The organism is Mesorhizobium sp. M0518, from assembly GCF_040321125.1.
In the GTDB taxonomy this organism is placed as follows: domain Bacteria; phylum Pseudomonadota; class Alphaproteobacteria; order Rhizobiales; family Rhizobiaceae; genus Mesorhizobium.
In genome coordinates, this window is record NZ_JAMYQY010000015.1 from 83451 (window position 1) to 97201 (window position 13751).

The following is a 13751-nucleotide window of genomic DNA, read 5'->3' on the forward strand; positions in this document are numbered from 1 at the left end:
GCGCCGTATAGAAGCCAGAGGACACGCCGCGCCGCCGTCTCAAAACAGCCGCACAATGCACGGAATGCGACAGAGGCGACGGCGCAAATTCGCCATCGCCTGGTCCCTAATGGAACAGCGCTACTGCGTCAGAACGTTGCTGATTTCGACCATGTTGGAGCGCACCCTGAGCACATAGAAGCCCATCGTCGTCAGATGCGTCGGCAACAGCCAGCCATCCTCGCGGCCATTGGCGATGATGAAAGGCTGGATCTTCAGCGCCGAAACGAACTGCGAGTCCATTGTGTCCCACAGGTTCTGCAGATGCTTTTCCTTGATGACGTCCTCGAAGTCGGCCTGGGCGCCCTTCATCAGGCCGTAATAGCCATAGAGCTGGCCATAGGCGAACCAGTAGCGGTCGTCGGCGCGGAAGTCGAACCAGCCATTGTTGTGGTTCTCGGCGCGTTCCTTGAGGATCGCCGAGGTCGAGCCGATGTCGGACGAGATGCGGTCGATATACTGTTTCAGATTGTCGGCGCGGGCGTCGAATGTCGCCTGGCAGGTAGCAAGGCGAGCGTTGAAGGAACGCAGCATGCGCACAGCGTCGCGATAGTAGCTCGGTGTCGGCGTCTTGGGGCCGAACGGGTTCAGGCCGAAATACCAGGTCTCCTCGTCGAACTGCAGGTTGCCGCGGGCATTCTGCAGATCGCTGTCGATCTGCGAGGTGGTGCGGACGCGGCCGAGATTGTCAGCGAGTTCGGTCGCGGTGCGCCGCACCGCCTGGTTGATGCCGCGCTGGAAGGAGGCCTTGTTGTCCATCCACGGCGTGTTGTCCCAGTCGATGCCGAACAGGCCAAGCTTGTAGAGGATCATCGACGAGATCCAGGCATTCTGGTTGACGTTGAAGTCGGTCAGGTCGGCGGCGATCTGGGCAATGCCGGAGTTGCCGCAGGTCTTGGCGGTGTCGGTGCCGGCGCCGGCGGAGACCTGTTCGCCGGCGGAGACATTGCGCTTCTCGAACGTGTAGGTGTCGGGATAGTTCGGGTTGAAATTGTTCCACCATTGGGTGGCGTAGAAGAAATTGGCGTAGAGGCCGATCAGCACCAGCAGGGCGAGGCCGACCGCCGCCTTGAGGATCCAGCCGCGCTGCGTGTACCAGCGCCCGGCCCACAGGAACGGCCACAGGATGACGCCGATCAACAGGCCGATGCCGCGGCCAATCCACTGGAAAATGCGGGTGAAGAAATTCACGATCGGATCGAGCATGGCTGTGTCACCCCCTCAAAGCATGACGCCAAAAAGTTGCAGGCTTTTTGGATAACATCATGCGCCAAAACAAGAAGTTAGAACGACATAACGATTCATTTCGTTCTAGTCAGTCAGGCCGTAGAGGCGTGTGCGAAACGCCACCTTGTCCTTCAAATATGTGGTTTTGAGAACGTCCACAACATGCGATCGCCACGCGTCGCTGAAGCCGCCATAGTCCTCATAAAAGCCGTCCTTGTTGAAGATGTAGCGCGAAACGAAGTCCGACGGTACGAAATCCGAGATCAGCCGGTTGGTCAGCCAGGCGTCGGGGTGGTCAGGCTTGGCGCGGATGACAAGGAAACGTTGCTGCGGGAAGACATCCTCGATCTTGAGGTGGCCGAGTTGGGCGATCTCGCGCTTGGCGGCGTTGAGGAACGGAAAATTGCCGTCTCTGGTGATCAGGTCGGCATGGCTCTGGATCCAGGTCTGCAGCCAGACCTTGTCGACATCGGTCAAATTGCGGTTCGGCTCGGCATCGCGGATCAGCGCGCGCACCACCATCTCGGCGCGGTGCTCGAGATAGCCCGAGGTCTCCACCCAGGAGGCACGCGGCAGCTCGATGCGGCCGGTGGTGGCGAGGAACTTGAACACCTTGTCGGCGTCGTTGATCGAGAGATAGCTGACCTGCCACGGCCGCGAGCGGCGGAAACCGGGGGCGGCCGGATCGCTGATCACCGTCGTTATATCAGGGTCGACGAACACGTAGAGACCGCCGAAGTGACTGGTCCAGTAGGCATTGTGGCGGAAGATCACCTGGTCGGGCACCAGCGCGTTCTCGCGGATGTCGCCGCAGATCTTGGCAAGCTCCACCATCCGGTTCAGCATGGCGCTGTCGCGCCAGGCATCGGGCTCCTGCTTCAGCCGGTCCACGAGCTTGCCGAGTTCGGCGGCCTTGCCCAGCACATCCTCGGCCGACAGCACCTTGAATTCGACCTGGCTGATCGACAGCAAATCCTCGATGTCGTTGACCTTCGGAATGGAATCCTCGATCTCGCCGTAGATGACGTCCTTGATCGTCAGCGCATCGATGGCGCGCCGGTTCCTGGACATGAACTCGAACATCAGTTGCGAGGTGTTGGAGAAGGCGGTGTGCACCACCGGCAGGTCGATCTGCGACGGCGTCAGGATGATGAAGCGGCGGTTGACCTCGTTGGGATCGAGATAGTCATAATCATCGCATTCCTCGGCCACTTCAGGCGAGAAGCCGGTGCGGTCGATCTGCAAGCTCTTTAGTTTGGTCGGCTTCAAGCCGAATGCGGCGAGCGCCTTGTTGTAGCGCTGGATCAAATGCGGCTCGTCGACCGTCAGCAGCCGGCCATAGATCAGCTCGTTGTCGCGCAGGAGATCGGGTTTCTTGGCGGGTTTTGTGGTCAAGGTGCATCGCTCCCGAGGAGCGTGCCAGCACCCCCCTCTGGCCTGCCGGCAATCTCCCCCTCAAGGGGGGAGATTGGCAGCGTCGTCCGTGTCGCTTCTCCAGATAGGTCGAAGATTGGCAAAAGCGATGGTGAAAGTCGATCTCCCCCCTTGAGGGGGAGATGGCCGGCAGGCCAGAGGGGGGTAGGCGCGCACTCACGCATTCCACAGCCCCTTCTTCTTCATCTCCTCCATCTCGCGCGCGGCCCGTTCGCGCAGGCGGGCGTCGCGCAGCAGCTTTTGTACGGCGGAGTCGTCGGACTTGTCGGAATAGCGGAACTCCGAGTCGGCGTAGCGGTTGATCTCCTGCATGACCATGTCCATCGAAAAGGGGCCGCGCAGTTCCTCGATCATCGCTTTCTTCTCGTCATAACCCTTGCGCATGAAGACTTCCGGCTTCTCGAACCAGTCGTCGGGAAGCTCGATGTCCATGGCGCGCATCTTGATGGCGTCGGTGACGTTTTTGATGGCGCGGCCGGTGAAGCGGGGCTCGGCATCCTTGATCAGGTGCAGATAGGTGCCGATGTCGGCCATCGTTTTCGGTGCGCCGTTCTCCTTCATGTAGCGCTCGTAGACCTTCATCAGCCCGTCTTCTTGCGGCTTCTCGTGCCCCTCATAGGCTTCGGTCACGGCGCGCTGGATTTCCTGCGCGGCGTAGAGATCGTGGTCGCCGAGCGGGATCTTGTGGTTTTTTCCCGCCAGCAGGACAAAAATATCGATGTAGTCGTTGCGGCTCTGCGGCCCGTCGACCAGCCAGCGGGCGCCGGCGCGCTGGCGCAGCGCGTCGTCGACATTTTCGGGATAGTTGGAGAACATGCCGAACGAGCAATTGCCGCGCACCACGGTCGCGGCACCGGCGAAGGCATCCATCAACACGCCGGTGATTTCCTGCTGGCCGGCCGAGGCGCGGTCGTCTGAGCGGCGCGCCGCCACCTGGTCGATGTCGTCGATGGTGCCGAATCCGATGACGCGCGGGTTCAGCACATTGTTGATGAACTGGCGGCAGTTCTGGCCTGATTTGCCCTGATAGGACGAGATCTGGTCGACGCCGAAATTCTCGTAGGCGAAGGGATAGCCGGCGACCTGGCAGTAGCCGTTGACGAGGCCGGCGATCATCTGGATCAGGGTCGTCTTGCCGGTGCCGGGGGCGCCGTCGCCGATGAAGGTGAACAGGAAGCCGCCGAGTTCGACGAACGGATTGAGTTCGCGCTCGAAGTCGTAGGCCATCAGCATCTTGGCGAGCTTGACCGACTGGTATTTGGCGATGTGATTGCCGACGACCTCTTCCGGCTTCTTGAATGTCATCACCAGCGGTTTTGAACGCTTGCCCGGCGCGACGTCGAAACCATCGAGGGTGAAATCGTCGGCATCGATACGGATATGCGCGTTCTCGAACGGGCCGATGCCGTCGAAGCGGCCCTTGCGGGCCAGCAGCCCGTCGATGGCGACGCGGGCGAACGCACGCGCCCTTGTCATCAGATCGGCGTCGTCGGACGATCCCGATATCGCCTTGTCGAGGCCGGCGAGGATAGACTTCACCGCATCCTGCGGCGTGTCGAACAGGAAGTCCGGCTCGGGGATGTCGTTGGGTGCCTCGCCGTCGCTGTCGATCAGCTGGAACAGATAGGAGGCGAGGCTGAAGGCGGAGATGTAGGCGGAGGCCGACAGAAGCTTCTTGAAGGTGGACGCCTCGTCGCCTTCGAGCGGCGCGCGGGTGTTCCTGGCCTGCAGACTTTCGAGATCCGAACTTTCGGCAAAGACATCCGATATTGCCAGCGCGATCGCCGTGCCGCGCCGGGCGCGAAACAACAGCGTGTGCTGCGGGATGGTCAGCAACTGGTCGTCGGGATGAACGGCGCCGACGGTCTTGGCCAGCTCGACCTCGCGCGTGCGACGCACGGAGCCGACCGAGACGGTCGAGACAAAGCGGCGGTTGGTGCCGGCAAGTGCTGTGCCGGAGGAGCTAGACGGGTCCTCCAGCACGACGACGCGGGTGATGAAGCTCTGCGCGGTGGCGCGGTGCTTCTCGATGGCGGCTTCCGGGATGGTGGTCAGGCCGGTATCCATGAAGGGTGCTCCGTGGTGTGACGGTCAGACGTCTGAGATGACCTGTCCGTTGGACAGAATGTGAACCTTGTAGCCGGCAAAAATCTTCTGCGCCTCGCCGGCGGCGTAGAGCGCCTGATAGGCCTCGTGCGGGATCAGCGCATGGTTTTCGTAGCTCGACACGCCTTGGCGCGCGGCTTCCAGATCGTCGGTGTTGATGAAGAATTCCTGCGTCGTCTTCTCGCTCGAAAACAGGCCCTTGCGGCCGGGCTTTTCTGCCTTGGAATAGACCTCCTGGATGGTCCAGGTCAAAAGCCAGGCATTTTCCGGCTTGCGCACCTTGGCCAAAACCTCGGTCACCGTCGAATTGTTGTCGGTGATGCCAGCCGAATAGAACGGGCCGAGCACAACGCGGCGCAGCTGCTTGGGGTGCAGCGGCTCGAAATCCTTGTCGAGATTGACCGCGATGGTCGCCGGCGACAGCGTATAGGCGGAGTTCTTCTCGGTGAAATCGTCGAAACGGTGGGCAAGCTCGGGATTGAGCAGGCCATCGACCGGCAGCGGAATGTCAATCGTCTCGTTCAGCTTGCCGTTTCTATCGACAAGCTGGCGAATCATCGTTTCGGACGAATCCTCCACTGTCACCATGTAGACTAGCGGCAGGTTGGCGCTGCCGTCGAACGTCGCCCAGTGGACGAGATAATAAGGCCGCCCCGTCTTCGGATTGACCGAGACCTTGGCCGTTTGCGCCAAGGTGAACGGGCCGAACGTGTTCTCGCTTTTCACGTCCTCGAGATAAAGCCGCTCGGCTATCGACTTCTGCAGCGCCGCGGGGAATTCCTTGTGGCGCAGGATGAAGTCGGCCATTTCCTCGCGCAACTCGCCGGCGAGCGGAATGTTGGCAAGCCGCGCGTCGGCCTGGCGTCGGTCGTTTTCCAGTTCGAGCAAGTTCTGGAACACCGGAAATCCGCTTTCGGCGCGCGAAATGTGGAATGTGTCCATGAAGCCGAGCCGGTTGCGCCAGCAGGAAAACGACTTGTCGAGCCTGGCGATGTGTTCGGCGACGATCTTGGCGACGATGCCATGCCGGTAGAGCGGCGAGCGATCGTCGCGCATGAACACTTCAAGGCCGCTGAGTGCGGCCGTGATGGCGGAAAAATACCGTGCCGCCGTTTCGTTTTCGGGGGTCATGCCTGTGCGCTCGCGGGCAGTCCTGTCACTCCTAAGACTGCACGTAGTTCGCCGAATTGTGCTTCTTCAGCACCTCGTCGAAGCGGCGGGCAAAGGCATCGTCGGCCAGCTTCTTGCGGCGCTGGATGTCGGCGGTAGCGACCATGTTCTTCTCGTGCATCTCGAGCAGGTCGCCGATGTGCTTTTGCGAAGCAGCACCGATGCCGGCCATGGTTTCCTCGGCGGTGTTGTCGACCTGGCTGCCCAGCGTGTTGATCTTGTGGGCGACGTCCTGCTGGGCGGCGGTCTTCAGCGAATCTTCCAGCGCTTTGTAGAGCACGATGCGCTGCTCGGTATCGATGGTCAGCTTGTTGATCAGCGTCGATTGCGCGGCGATCTGGTTGTTGAGCGAATCGACGAAGGTCTGGAACATCGAGGTGTAACGCTCGAGCGTCTGGCTCTCGGCCAGCAGCTCCTGCTCCTTGGCCTGCTTTTCGTTGTATTCCGTCGCCAGCTTGGAGCGTTCGCCTTCGAGCTGCGTGCGGTCTTTCTGGCTGGTCGAAGCGGCGATCTTGTTTTCGATGTCGAGCAGCATCGGGTTGAGCTCCTCGATGCGCTTCTGCACGGCTTCGAGATTGGTCATGGTGGTCTTGCGGCGCTCGATAACCTGAGACAGGCTGGTTTCCGAGGTCTTGTAGCGTTGGTCGAGAACCTCTTTCTGCGCCTTCAATATGCCGACGATGGTGTCGGATTTGACCAGCAGTTCCTGCAGATTGCCGGCCAGCGACATGTTGCGAACGCGGTCGGTGCGCATGCGCTGCTTGCTCTGGCTGGAGAAGATGCCAATGAATTTTTCCCAGCCGGTGTAGTTCTTCATGCTCTCGAACTCGGCGCCGAAGACGTTGGTGGCGTCCTCCAGCCCGATGATCAGGTCGGCAATGTTGCCTTCCATCACCTTCTGCTGCTTCAGCACATCCTCGATGCGGGCGTTCTCGAGGTCGAAATTTGCGTCGCCGATCTTCTTGTCTGATGTGGCAAGCGTATCAAGCATGGTGCCGGATTGCTCGATCTTGGAGCGCATGTCCTGCACGACCTGCTTGGTCTTGGCAATTTCGGCGTCGAAATTCTGCAATGTCGCCATTGGGGCCTCCCGCTTCGGCATGACGTCGCTGGTCGCGAACAGCGGCGAATATATGTGGGGCATCAGGGGATTGAAAGACGTGAAGATAAGGGCGGCGTGAAAACAAAAAAATTCGTCAGGGTCTTGAAAACCAGTGAAGGCGTGGGCTTAGCGTGATTAGCTTGCCGACCAGCCATAGTTCAGCTGTCATTGAACTTTCATGCGGCAAGGCGAAGGCGCACGGATGCCTTTGTATTGGGCAAACCACCGAAGCAATCGCGGCCGCGATATGCGAGGAGAAAGCCGGCTTTACAGAGCTGACGAACAGCGGATCAGGGCTTGGGATCGGCCTTCAGATAGGCAATGACATTGGCGATGTCGTCGTCTTTGGCCAGGCCGGCAAACGCCATCTTGTTGCCGGGCACTTTCAGCTTGGGTGCCCTGAGATACTCGGTGAGATTGGCTTCATCCCAGACCAGGCCGGCGGCGCCGGCACTCTTCATCGCCTCGGAATAGCGGCCAAGAAAACTCTCCGCACTTCCGGCGGTGCGACCAACGACGCCCAGCAGATGTGGGCCGACCTTGTCGCGGTCGGTGGCTGCTTCATGGCAGGCCATGCACCGGTTGAAGGCCTTCTTGCCCAGGGCCGGGTCGCCGCCGGCATGGGCCACAAGCGAGCTGGCAAGGAGAAGGATGCTGGCGGACGAAGCGGCTCGAAACATGCTGCCTCCGGAGAGTTCTGGCTGGCGGCCTTATAGTACCGAGGCTTTAACAAACGCTGCATCGCGGCGGGATTGCGGAAGACAGGCCCGCGAGTCAGGCCTGTTGTGCCAGATCGCGGCGCAGGAAATCATTCAGCCGCTCGACCGCCTGGGTCGTCGACAGCGGGTTGCGCAGGATGCCGATTTCGAGGTCCGGCAGCACCGGAAGCCCTTCATTGCCGCCGACGATGCGCAGCGACGGTGGTACGCTGCGCAGGGCGAGGCCAGCCACCGCGAGCCCGGCCTGGACGACGGCGATCAGGCCAAGCAGAGAGGCGCTTGAATAGGTACAGCGATAGGAGCGGTCGGCATCGCCAAGCGCCTGCAGGACATTCATCCTGGCGGCGCAGCCCGGTTCGAACAAGGCGACCGGAAGCGGATCGGTCTCCCAGGCGACATGGTTTGATGAGGCGACCCAGACGAAGCGTTCCAGCCGGATCACCTCAAGCGGCTGCTCCGGCAAGCGGGTGATGATCGCCAGATCCAGCCGCCCCTCCGCCAGCGTCTTCACCAGCGCGGTCGACTGTTCGCAGATCAACTCCACCGTCACCAGGGGATGCTCCGCCGCGAAGCGTGAGAGCACGGGCGGCAGGAGGAAGGCGGCATAATCGTCGGGCACCCCCAAGCGGACGCTGCCTGTTTCCTTGGGCCGGGTGACACTTGCCCAGGCTTCATCCGACAGTTTCAGCAACCGGCGCGCATAGATCAGGAAATCCTCGCCGATCGCATTGGGAGTGACGGTTCTGGGACCACGCACCAGAAGCTGGTTGCCGACCATCTCCTCCAGCCGCTGCATCTGCATGCTGACCGCCGACTGGCTGCGGCCGACCCTGGGTGCTGCATTGGAAAGGCTGCCGCTCTCCACGACGGCGACAAAGGTTTTCAGCAGATTGAGATCAAGTGGCGCGGCCATGGTGCTATCAGTATATCGAATAGGTCATCCCAAATCTATTCGCTTGTTTGAAGGTGGCGCCAGTGACCAGATGGTTGCTGGGATCGCTGGGAAACCACCACATGACGGACGCCTCGACAGCCCGCTTTCCGGCCGCGAGCCTTGCTCTGGCAATGGTGATCGCCGGTACGGTCGGCGCCTTCGCCACGGAATCGGGGCTGCATCCCGTCGCCGTCGTCTTCTGGCGATGTGTGTTCGGCGCGATATTCCTTTTCTTATGGTGCCTGTTGCGCGGCTATCTGCCGGATCGGACGCTGTCGCCGTCCCGGCTTGCCCTTGCAGCACTTGCCGGCGTCTGCATGGTGCTAAGCTGGACGGCCTTCTTCGCCGGCTTCGCCATGACATCGATCGCCACGACGACGATTATCTACCATATCCAGCCGTTCTTCGTGGTCCTGATCGGTGTCGTCTTCCTCAAAGAGCGCATCTCGCTCGACCAACTGCTGTGGATGCTCGGTGCGTTTCTCGGCGTCGTGCTGGCCAGCGGCCTCGTCTTCGCGCACGGCCACGACGATGCCAACTGGGCGCCGGGCATTGCGCTGACGCTGGGCGGCGCAATGCTCTACGCCGTTACAACGATCCTCGCCAAGGGCCTTGGTCAGCAGCGCGCCGAAATTACGGTACTCTGCCAAACACTGGTTGGGGTCGTCATGCTCGCCCCGTTCGCCGGCATCGGCCAACATATTGCGCCTGCGTCATGGGGCTGGCTGCTCGGCATCGGCGTGCTGCACACTGGCATCGCCTACGTGTTGATGAATTCGGCCTTCCGCGCCTGACGACACCGGTGATCGGCGTCATCACCTTCATCTATCCCGTCGTCGCCATCATCGTCGACTGGGCGATCTATGGGCATCCGCTCGGACCGGCGCAGGCTGCCGGCATGGCGCTGATTGCAGTGGCGACGCTGGGTGTGCGGCTGGGTTGGCGGTTTCCGAAGTGGCGTGTCTCGACCGTATGAGCCCGGTGCAATTCCAAGAAAAGCACATAGCGCTCCCCCTGGGAATTGCTCCAAAAACCAAGAGACAGAGTCAGCCCTTGATAAAGCCGATGAAGTCGTCGGGCGCGGCGCGGCCCATTTCTTCTTCCCAATGACGGCGGCAGAGCGAGACATAGACGTCCTTGCCGATCGCCACCTGCTCGCCCAGGCGCGCCACTTTGCCATCGGGGCCGAGGCGCACGACCATCGTCGCCTTGCGGCCGCAGCGGCAGATTGTACGCACTTCGCGCAAATCGTCGGCGATGGCCAGCAGCGCGCGCGAGCCGGAAAACAGCTTGCCCTGGAAATCGGTGCGCAGGCCGTAGCACATGACCGGGATATTCAGCCGGTCGGCGATGCGGGCGAGCTGCCAGACCTGCTCCTCCTCGAGGAACTGCGCCTCGTCGACGAAGACGCAATGCACTGACGTATGCGCGTGATGATCGGCGACGCGGGTGAACAGATCGTCGCCATCGCGGAACATCTCGGCTTCCGTCTCCAGGCCGATGCGCGACGAGATCAGGCCGGTGTCGCCCTTGCGGTAGTGGCCGGCGACGAACAGCATCGTGCCCATGCCGCGCTCGCGATAATTGTAAGAGGCCTGCAAGAGCATCGTCGTCTTGCCGGCGTTCATAGTCGCGTAGTGGAAGTAAAGCTTGGCCATGCCGCTCTTTTAAGCCGACTTGCCCTGATACGGGGAGGGGCGGTCGCCCGCATTCCCCTGAAAAAGCCCGCCCGTCTTCGAAAAAACCGTCCGGCATGGCAAAAGCGCCTGATGTGTCGCTGATTGGCCAGCCCGCGCCGTTGATCGTGATTGTCTTAATGCTTGAAACCACACCAGAATGGTGTTTGGCTGACGAAACAAGGCGGGCATAGAAACCGTAGCTACGCTTCGCCAAAGAATCACAATGGGAGACTGTCTATGTCGCGTATGAACTCTTTCGTCGCCGGCCTCGGCCTGGCGGCTTTTTTGTCCACCAGCGCTGCCTTTGCCGGCGATCCGGCGAGCTGCAAGGCGGTGCGTCTTTCCGATGTCGGCTGGACCGACATCCAGGCGACGACCGGCGTCGCATCGGTACTGCTCACCGCGCTCGGCTACGAACCGCAGACGATCCAGCTGTCGGTGCCGGTGACCATGGCGTCGCTGAAGAACAAGGATCTTGATGTCTTCCTCGGCAACTGGATGCCGTCGATGACCAACGACATCAAGGACTACACCGCCGACGGTTCGGTCGAGACCATCAGCGAAAACCTCAGTGGCGCCGGCTACGGTATCGTCGTGCCGACCTATGTCGCGGACGCCGGCGTCAAGACGCTGACCGACCTCGGCAAGTTCAAGGACAAGTTCGACGGCAAGATCTACGGCATCGAGGCCGGCAATGATGGTAACCGCATCATCCTCGACATGATCAAGAACCCGAAGGACAATCTCGAAGGCTTCGAGCTGGTCGAATCCTCGGAGGCTGGCATGCTCACGCAGGCCGAGCAGTCGATCAAGAGCAATGAGTGGATCGCGTTCCTCGGTTGGACGCCGCATCCGGTGATGGGTGCCATGAAGATCACCTATCTCGATGGCATGGGCGACAGCGGCTTTGGCGCAGCCACCGTGCATACCAATGTGCGCAAGGGTTACACCACCGAGTGCCCGAATGCCGGCAAATTCATCGCCAACCTGAAGTTCAATCTCGACATGGAAGGCGAGATAATGGACGCGATCCTCAAGGGCGCCGATGCCAATACGGCTGCGACCGACTGGCTCAAGAAGCATCCGGACGCGGTTGCTCCATGGATTGCCGGCGTGACCACTTTCGATGGCGGCGACGCGGCTGCAGCCGTGAAGACTGCGCTCGGAAGCTGAGCAGGTCTTGCGTTCGGCGTGACCGATCAAGAAGGGCAGTCACTTTAGAAGGGGCTGCCCTTTTTCATATCCTGTGACAAGATGACCGTCCGGCAAGGACGGCGACTGTCAAAGAGGGGCAAGATGGATCCGATTTCAAAATTCTTTGTCAGTTACAAGATCCCCATAGGCGAATGGGGCAAAGCGTTCTTCACCTTCCTTACCGACAATTTCAACACCTTCTTCCGCGGTCTCTCCGGCGGTTTGAATTTCCTGCTCGACGGAGTGGTCGACACGCTGCTGCTGGTACCGCCGGTCCTTCTCATCGCGCTGATTGCACTGCTTGCCTATTATCTGCAGCGATCGAGAGGCTTGGCCATGGCTGTCTTTCTCGGATTGCTGTTCATCCTCAACCAGAACCTCTGGAAGCAGACGGTAGAGACGCTGGTGCTGGTGGTTGCCGCCGCCGCCGTCTCGATGGCCATCGGTGTGCCACTCGGTATCTGGGCGGCGCACAAGCCGAAGGTCTATCGCGTCATGCTGCCGGTGCTCGATTTGATGCAGACGCTGCCGACCTTCGTCTACCTGATCCCGGTGCTGACGCTGTTCGGCCTCGGCAATGCGCCCGGCCTCATCGTCACGATCATCTTCGTCATCCCGACCGCGGTTCGTCTCACGCATCTCGGCGTCGTCTCGGTGCCGAAGTCGATCGTCGAGGCCGGCGAGGCGTTCGGCGCCACCAAGAGCCAGTTGCTGTGGAAGGTGGAGCTGCCCTCGGCGCTGCCTACCATCATGGCCGGTCTGACGCAGTGCATCATGCTGTCGCTGTCGATGGTGGTGTTTGCCGCACTGATCGGCGCCGGCGGCCTCGGCACCGAAATCAACCGGGCGCTGGGTTCGCGCAAGATCGACCTCGGGCTTGAGGCGGGCCTCGCTATCGTCGTTTTGGCCATCGTGCTCGACCGGATGACCCGCATCGCCGTTGGAGGCAAGAAATGACCGTCGCCGTCGATTTCCGGAACGTCGATATCGTCTTCGGCGCCGACCAGGCCGGATCGCTGAAGATGGTCGACGCCGGAGCCAGCCGCGCCGAGATCCTCGACAAGACCGGCAATGTACTGGGTTGCGCCGGCGCCAGCCTGACCGTGAACGAGGGCGAAATCTCCGTGCTGATGGGTCTCTCCGGTTCGGGCAAGTCGACATTGCTGCGGGCGGTCAACCGGCTCAACGTGGTGTCGCGCGGCCAGGTGCTGGTCAAGGATGGCGACAAGACCGTCGACGTCGTCACCTGCGACGAGGCGACCCTGCGGCGCCTGCGCCAGAAACAGGTGGCGATGGTGTTCCAGCAGTTCGGCCTTTTGCCCTGGCGTACGGTGGAGGAGAATGTCGGTCTCGGCCTCGAACTCGCCGGCGTACCGGAAGCCGAGCGCAAGGAGCGCGTGCAACGCCAGCTCAAGCTGGTCAATCTCGACCAGTGGTCGAAGAAATACGCGCATGAGCTGTCGGGCGGCATGCAGCAGCGCGTCGGCTTGGCGCGGGCCTTCGCCACCGAGGCGCCGATCCTGCTGATGGACGAGCCGTTCTCGGCGCTCGACCCGCTGATCCGCACCAAGCTGCAGGACGAATTGCTGCAACTGCAGGCCGAGTTGAAGAAGACCATCATCTTCGTCAGCCACGACCTCGAGGAGGCGCTGAAGATTGGCTCCCACATCACCATCATGGAGGGTGGGCGCATCGTGCAAACCGGCGCGCCGGAGGACATCGTGCTGCGGCCTGCCAACGACTATGTCCGCGACTTCATCGCCAATGTGAACCCGCTGTCGGTGCTGACCGCCTGGAACGTGATGCGCGACCGTCGCGATCTGGAGCACGGCAAGGACGGCTGGGTGTGGCTCGACCGCCGCAAGACGACGCGCTTCAAGATCGACGATCACGGGCTGGTGGCGGCGGCCGAACGCGACGGCAAGCCGGCGGTGTGGGTGTCGTGCGCCGACGTCGAAGGCCAGCCCGAGGAAGTAGCGCAGGTGTTCTGGGCCAATCCGGGCACCTCGCTGAAAACCGTCATGCTGGCCATGCACCGCTCGCAGACAGCACCCGTGGCGCTGTTCGACGACCAGTCGCGCTTCGTCGGCGCCATCGGCATCCGCGATGTGCTGAGCGCGGTGCTGCGGCGGTAACGCCAAATTCGT

Annotated in this window: 13 protein-coding genes; 5 read left to right on the forward strand and 8 right to left on the reverse strand. The window is 61.4% G+C overall.

What is annotated here, in order from left to right; translation table 11 throughout:
- Positions 1-120 precede the first annotated feature (120 nt).
- From NKI66_RS21455 to NKI66_RS21485, 7 genes are all read right to left on the reverse strand, one after another.
- The gene (locus NKI66_RS21455) at positions 121-1245 is read right to left on the reverse strand and encodes a DUF2333 family protein (RefSeq protein WP_013529949.1); all 1125 of its coding nucleotides are present in this window, start codon (positions 1243-1245) and stop codon (positions 121-123) included.
- Between the two features lie 105 nt (positions 1246-1350).
- A complete protein-coding gene (locus tag NKI66_RS21460; protein WP_352610501.1) occupies positions 1351-2661 on the reverse strand; it encodes a DUF6638 family protein in 1311 nt (436 codons plus the stop codon).
- Positions 2662-2856: 195 nt separating this feature from the next.
- Positions 2857-4767 (reverse strand): AAA family ATPase, encoded by a 1911-nt coding sequence (locus tag NKI66_RS21465; RefSeq protein ID WP_352752919.1) that lies wholly within the window; start codon positions 4765-4767, stop codon positions 2857-2859.
- A 24-nt stretch (positions 4768-4791) separates the two neighbouring features.
- Positions 4792-5937, reverse strand: a complete 1146-nt coding sequence (locus NKI66_RS21470; protein WP_352610498.1) for a hypothetical protein — start codon at positions 5935-5937, stop codon at positions 4792-4794.
- Between the two features lie 31 nt (positions 5938-5968).
- Entirely contained in the window at positions 5969-7057 is a 1089-nt protein-coding gene (locus NKI66_RS21475) for a hypothetical protein (RefSeq protein WP_127266549.1), read from the reverse strand.
- Between the two features lie 311 nt (positions 7058-7368).
- Positions 7369-7758, reverse strand: a complete 390-nt coding sequence (locus tag NKI66_RS21480; RefSeq protein ID WP_023809867.1) for a c-type cytochrome — start codon at positions 7756-7758, stop codon at positions 7369-7371.
- Positions 7759-7852: 94 nt separating this feature from the next.
- On the reverse strand, positions 7853-8710 hold the full coding sequence (locus NKI66_RS21485; RefSeq protein WP_128303730.1) for a LysR substrate-binding domain-containing protein: 858 nt from the start codon (positions 8708-8710) through the stop codon (positions 7853-7855).
- 101 nt (positions 8711-8811) lie between these two features.
- Between NKI66_RS21485 and NKI66_RS21490 the strand changes: the two genes are divergently transcribed.
- Both NKI66_RS21490 and NKI66_RS21495 read left to right on the forward strand, forming a co-directional pair.
- Positions 8812-9525 carry a DMT family transporter gene (locus NKI66_RS21490; RefSeq protein WP_352752921.1) on the forward strand — a complete coding sequence of 238 codons (714 nt, stop codon included), beginning with the start codon at positions 8812-8814 and terminating at the stop codon, positions 9523-9525.
- An 8-nt stretch (positions 9526-9533) separates the two neighbouring features.
- Positions 9534-9707, forward strand: coding sequence for a hypothetical protein (locus NKI66_RS21495; protein WP_352752923.1), 174 nt, complete (start codon positions 9534-9536; stop codon positions 9705-9707).
- Positions 9708-9777: 70 nt separating this feature from the next.
- On the opposite strand, the gene NKI66_RS21500 is transcribed toward NKI66_RS21495, so the two are convergent.
- Positions 9778-10389 carry a thymidine kinase gene (locus NKI66_RS21500; RefSeq protein WP_023809864.1) on the reverse strand — a complete coding sequence of 204 codons (612 nt, stop codon included), beginning with the start codon at positions 10387-10389 and terminating at the stop codon, positions 9778-9780.
- Between the two features lie 258 nt (positions 10390-10647).
- Between NKI66_RS21500 and NKI66_RS21505 the strand changes: the two genes are divergently transcribed.
- The 3 genes from NKI66_RS21505 (at position 10648) to choV (ending at position 13739) form a co-directional block, all read left to right on the forward strand.
- Positions 10648-11583, forward strand: coding sequence for a choline ABC transporter substrate-binding protein (locus NKI66_RS21505; RefSeq protein WP_023809863.1), 936 nt, complete (start codon positions 10648-10650; stop codon positions 11581-11583).
- A 123-nt stretch (positions 11584-11706) separates the two neighbouring features.
- On the forward strand, positions 11707-12561 hold the full coding sequence (gene choW, locus NKI66_RS21510) for a choline ABC transporter permease subunit (RefSeq protein ID WP_128303732.1): 855 nt from the start codon (positions 11707-11709) through the stop codon (positions 12559-12561).
- Positions 12558-13739, forward strand: a complete 1182-nt coding sequence (choV, locus tag NKI66_RS21515) for a choline ABC transporter ATP-binding protein (RefSeq protein WP_023809861.1) — start codon at positions 12558-12560, stop codon at positions 13737-13739. The genes choW and choV overlap by 4 nt, the downstream gene beginning before the upstream one ends.
- Positions 13740-13751 lie beyond the last annotated feature (12 nt).

Excerpts from the sequence above, each read along its gene's own strand:
- NKI66_RS21505 (WP_023809863.1), top strand. The coding sequence starts at position 10,648 with ATGTCGCGTATGAACTCTTTCGTCGCCGGCCTCGGCCTGGCGGCTTTT.
- NKI66_RS21470 (WP_352610498.1), bottom strand. The coding sequence starts at position 5,937 with ATGACCCCCGAAAACGAAACGGCGGCACGGTATTTTTCCGCCATCACG.
- NKI66_RS21465 (WP_352752919.1), bottom strand. The coding sequence starts at position 4,767 with ATGGATACCGGCCTGACCACCATCCCGGAAGCCGCCATCGAGAAGCAC.
- NKI66_RS21455 (WP_013529949.1), bottom strand. The coding sequence starts at position 1,245 with ATGCTCGATCCGATCGTGAATTTCTTCACCCGCATTTTCCAGTGGATT.
- NKI66_RS21480 (WP_023809867.1), bottom strand. The coding sequence starts at position 7,758 with ATGTTTCGAGCCGCTTCGTCCGCCAGCATCCTTCTCCTTGCCAGCTCG.
- choW (WP_128303732.1), top strand. The coding sequence starts at position 11,707 with ATGGATCCGATTTCAAAATTCTTTGTCAGTTACAAGATCCCCATAGGC.
- NKI66_RS21500 (WP_023809864.1), bottom strand. The coding sequence starts at position 10,389 with ATGGCCAAGCTTTACTTCCACTACGCGACTATGAACGCCGGCAAGACG.
- NKI66_RS21490 (WP_352752921.1), top strand. The coding sequence starts at position 8,812 with ATGACGGACGCCTCGACAGCCCGCTTTCCGGCCGCGAGCCTTGCTCTG.
- NKI66_RS21475 (WP_127266549.1), bottom strand. The coding sequence starts at position 7,057 with ATGGCGACATTGCAGAATTTCGACGCCGAAATTGCCAAGACCAAGCAG.
- choV (WP_023809861.1), top strand. The coding sequence starts at position 12,558 with ATGACCGTCGCCGTCGATTTCCGGAACGTCGATATCGTCTTCGGCGCC.
- NKI66_RS21485 (WP_128303730.1), bottom strand. The coding sequence starts at position 8,710 with ATGGCCGCGCCACTTGATCTCAATCTGCTGAAAACCTTTGTCGCCGTC.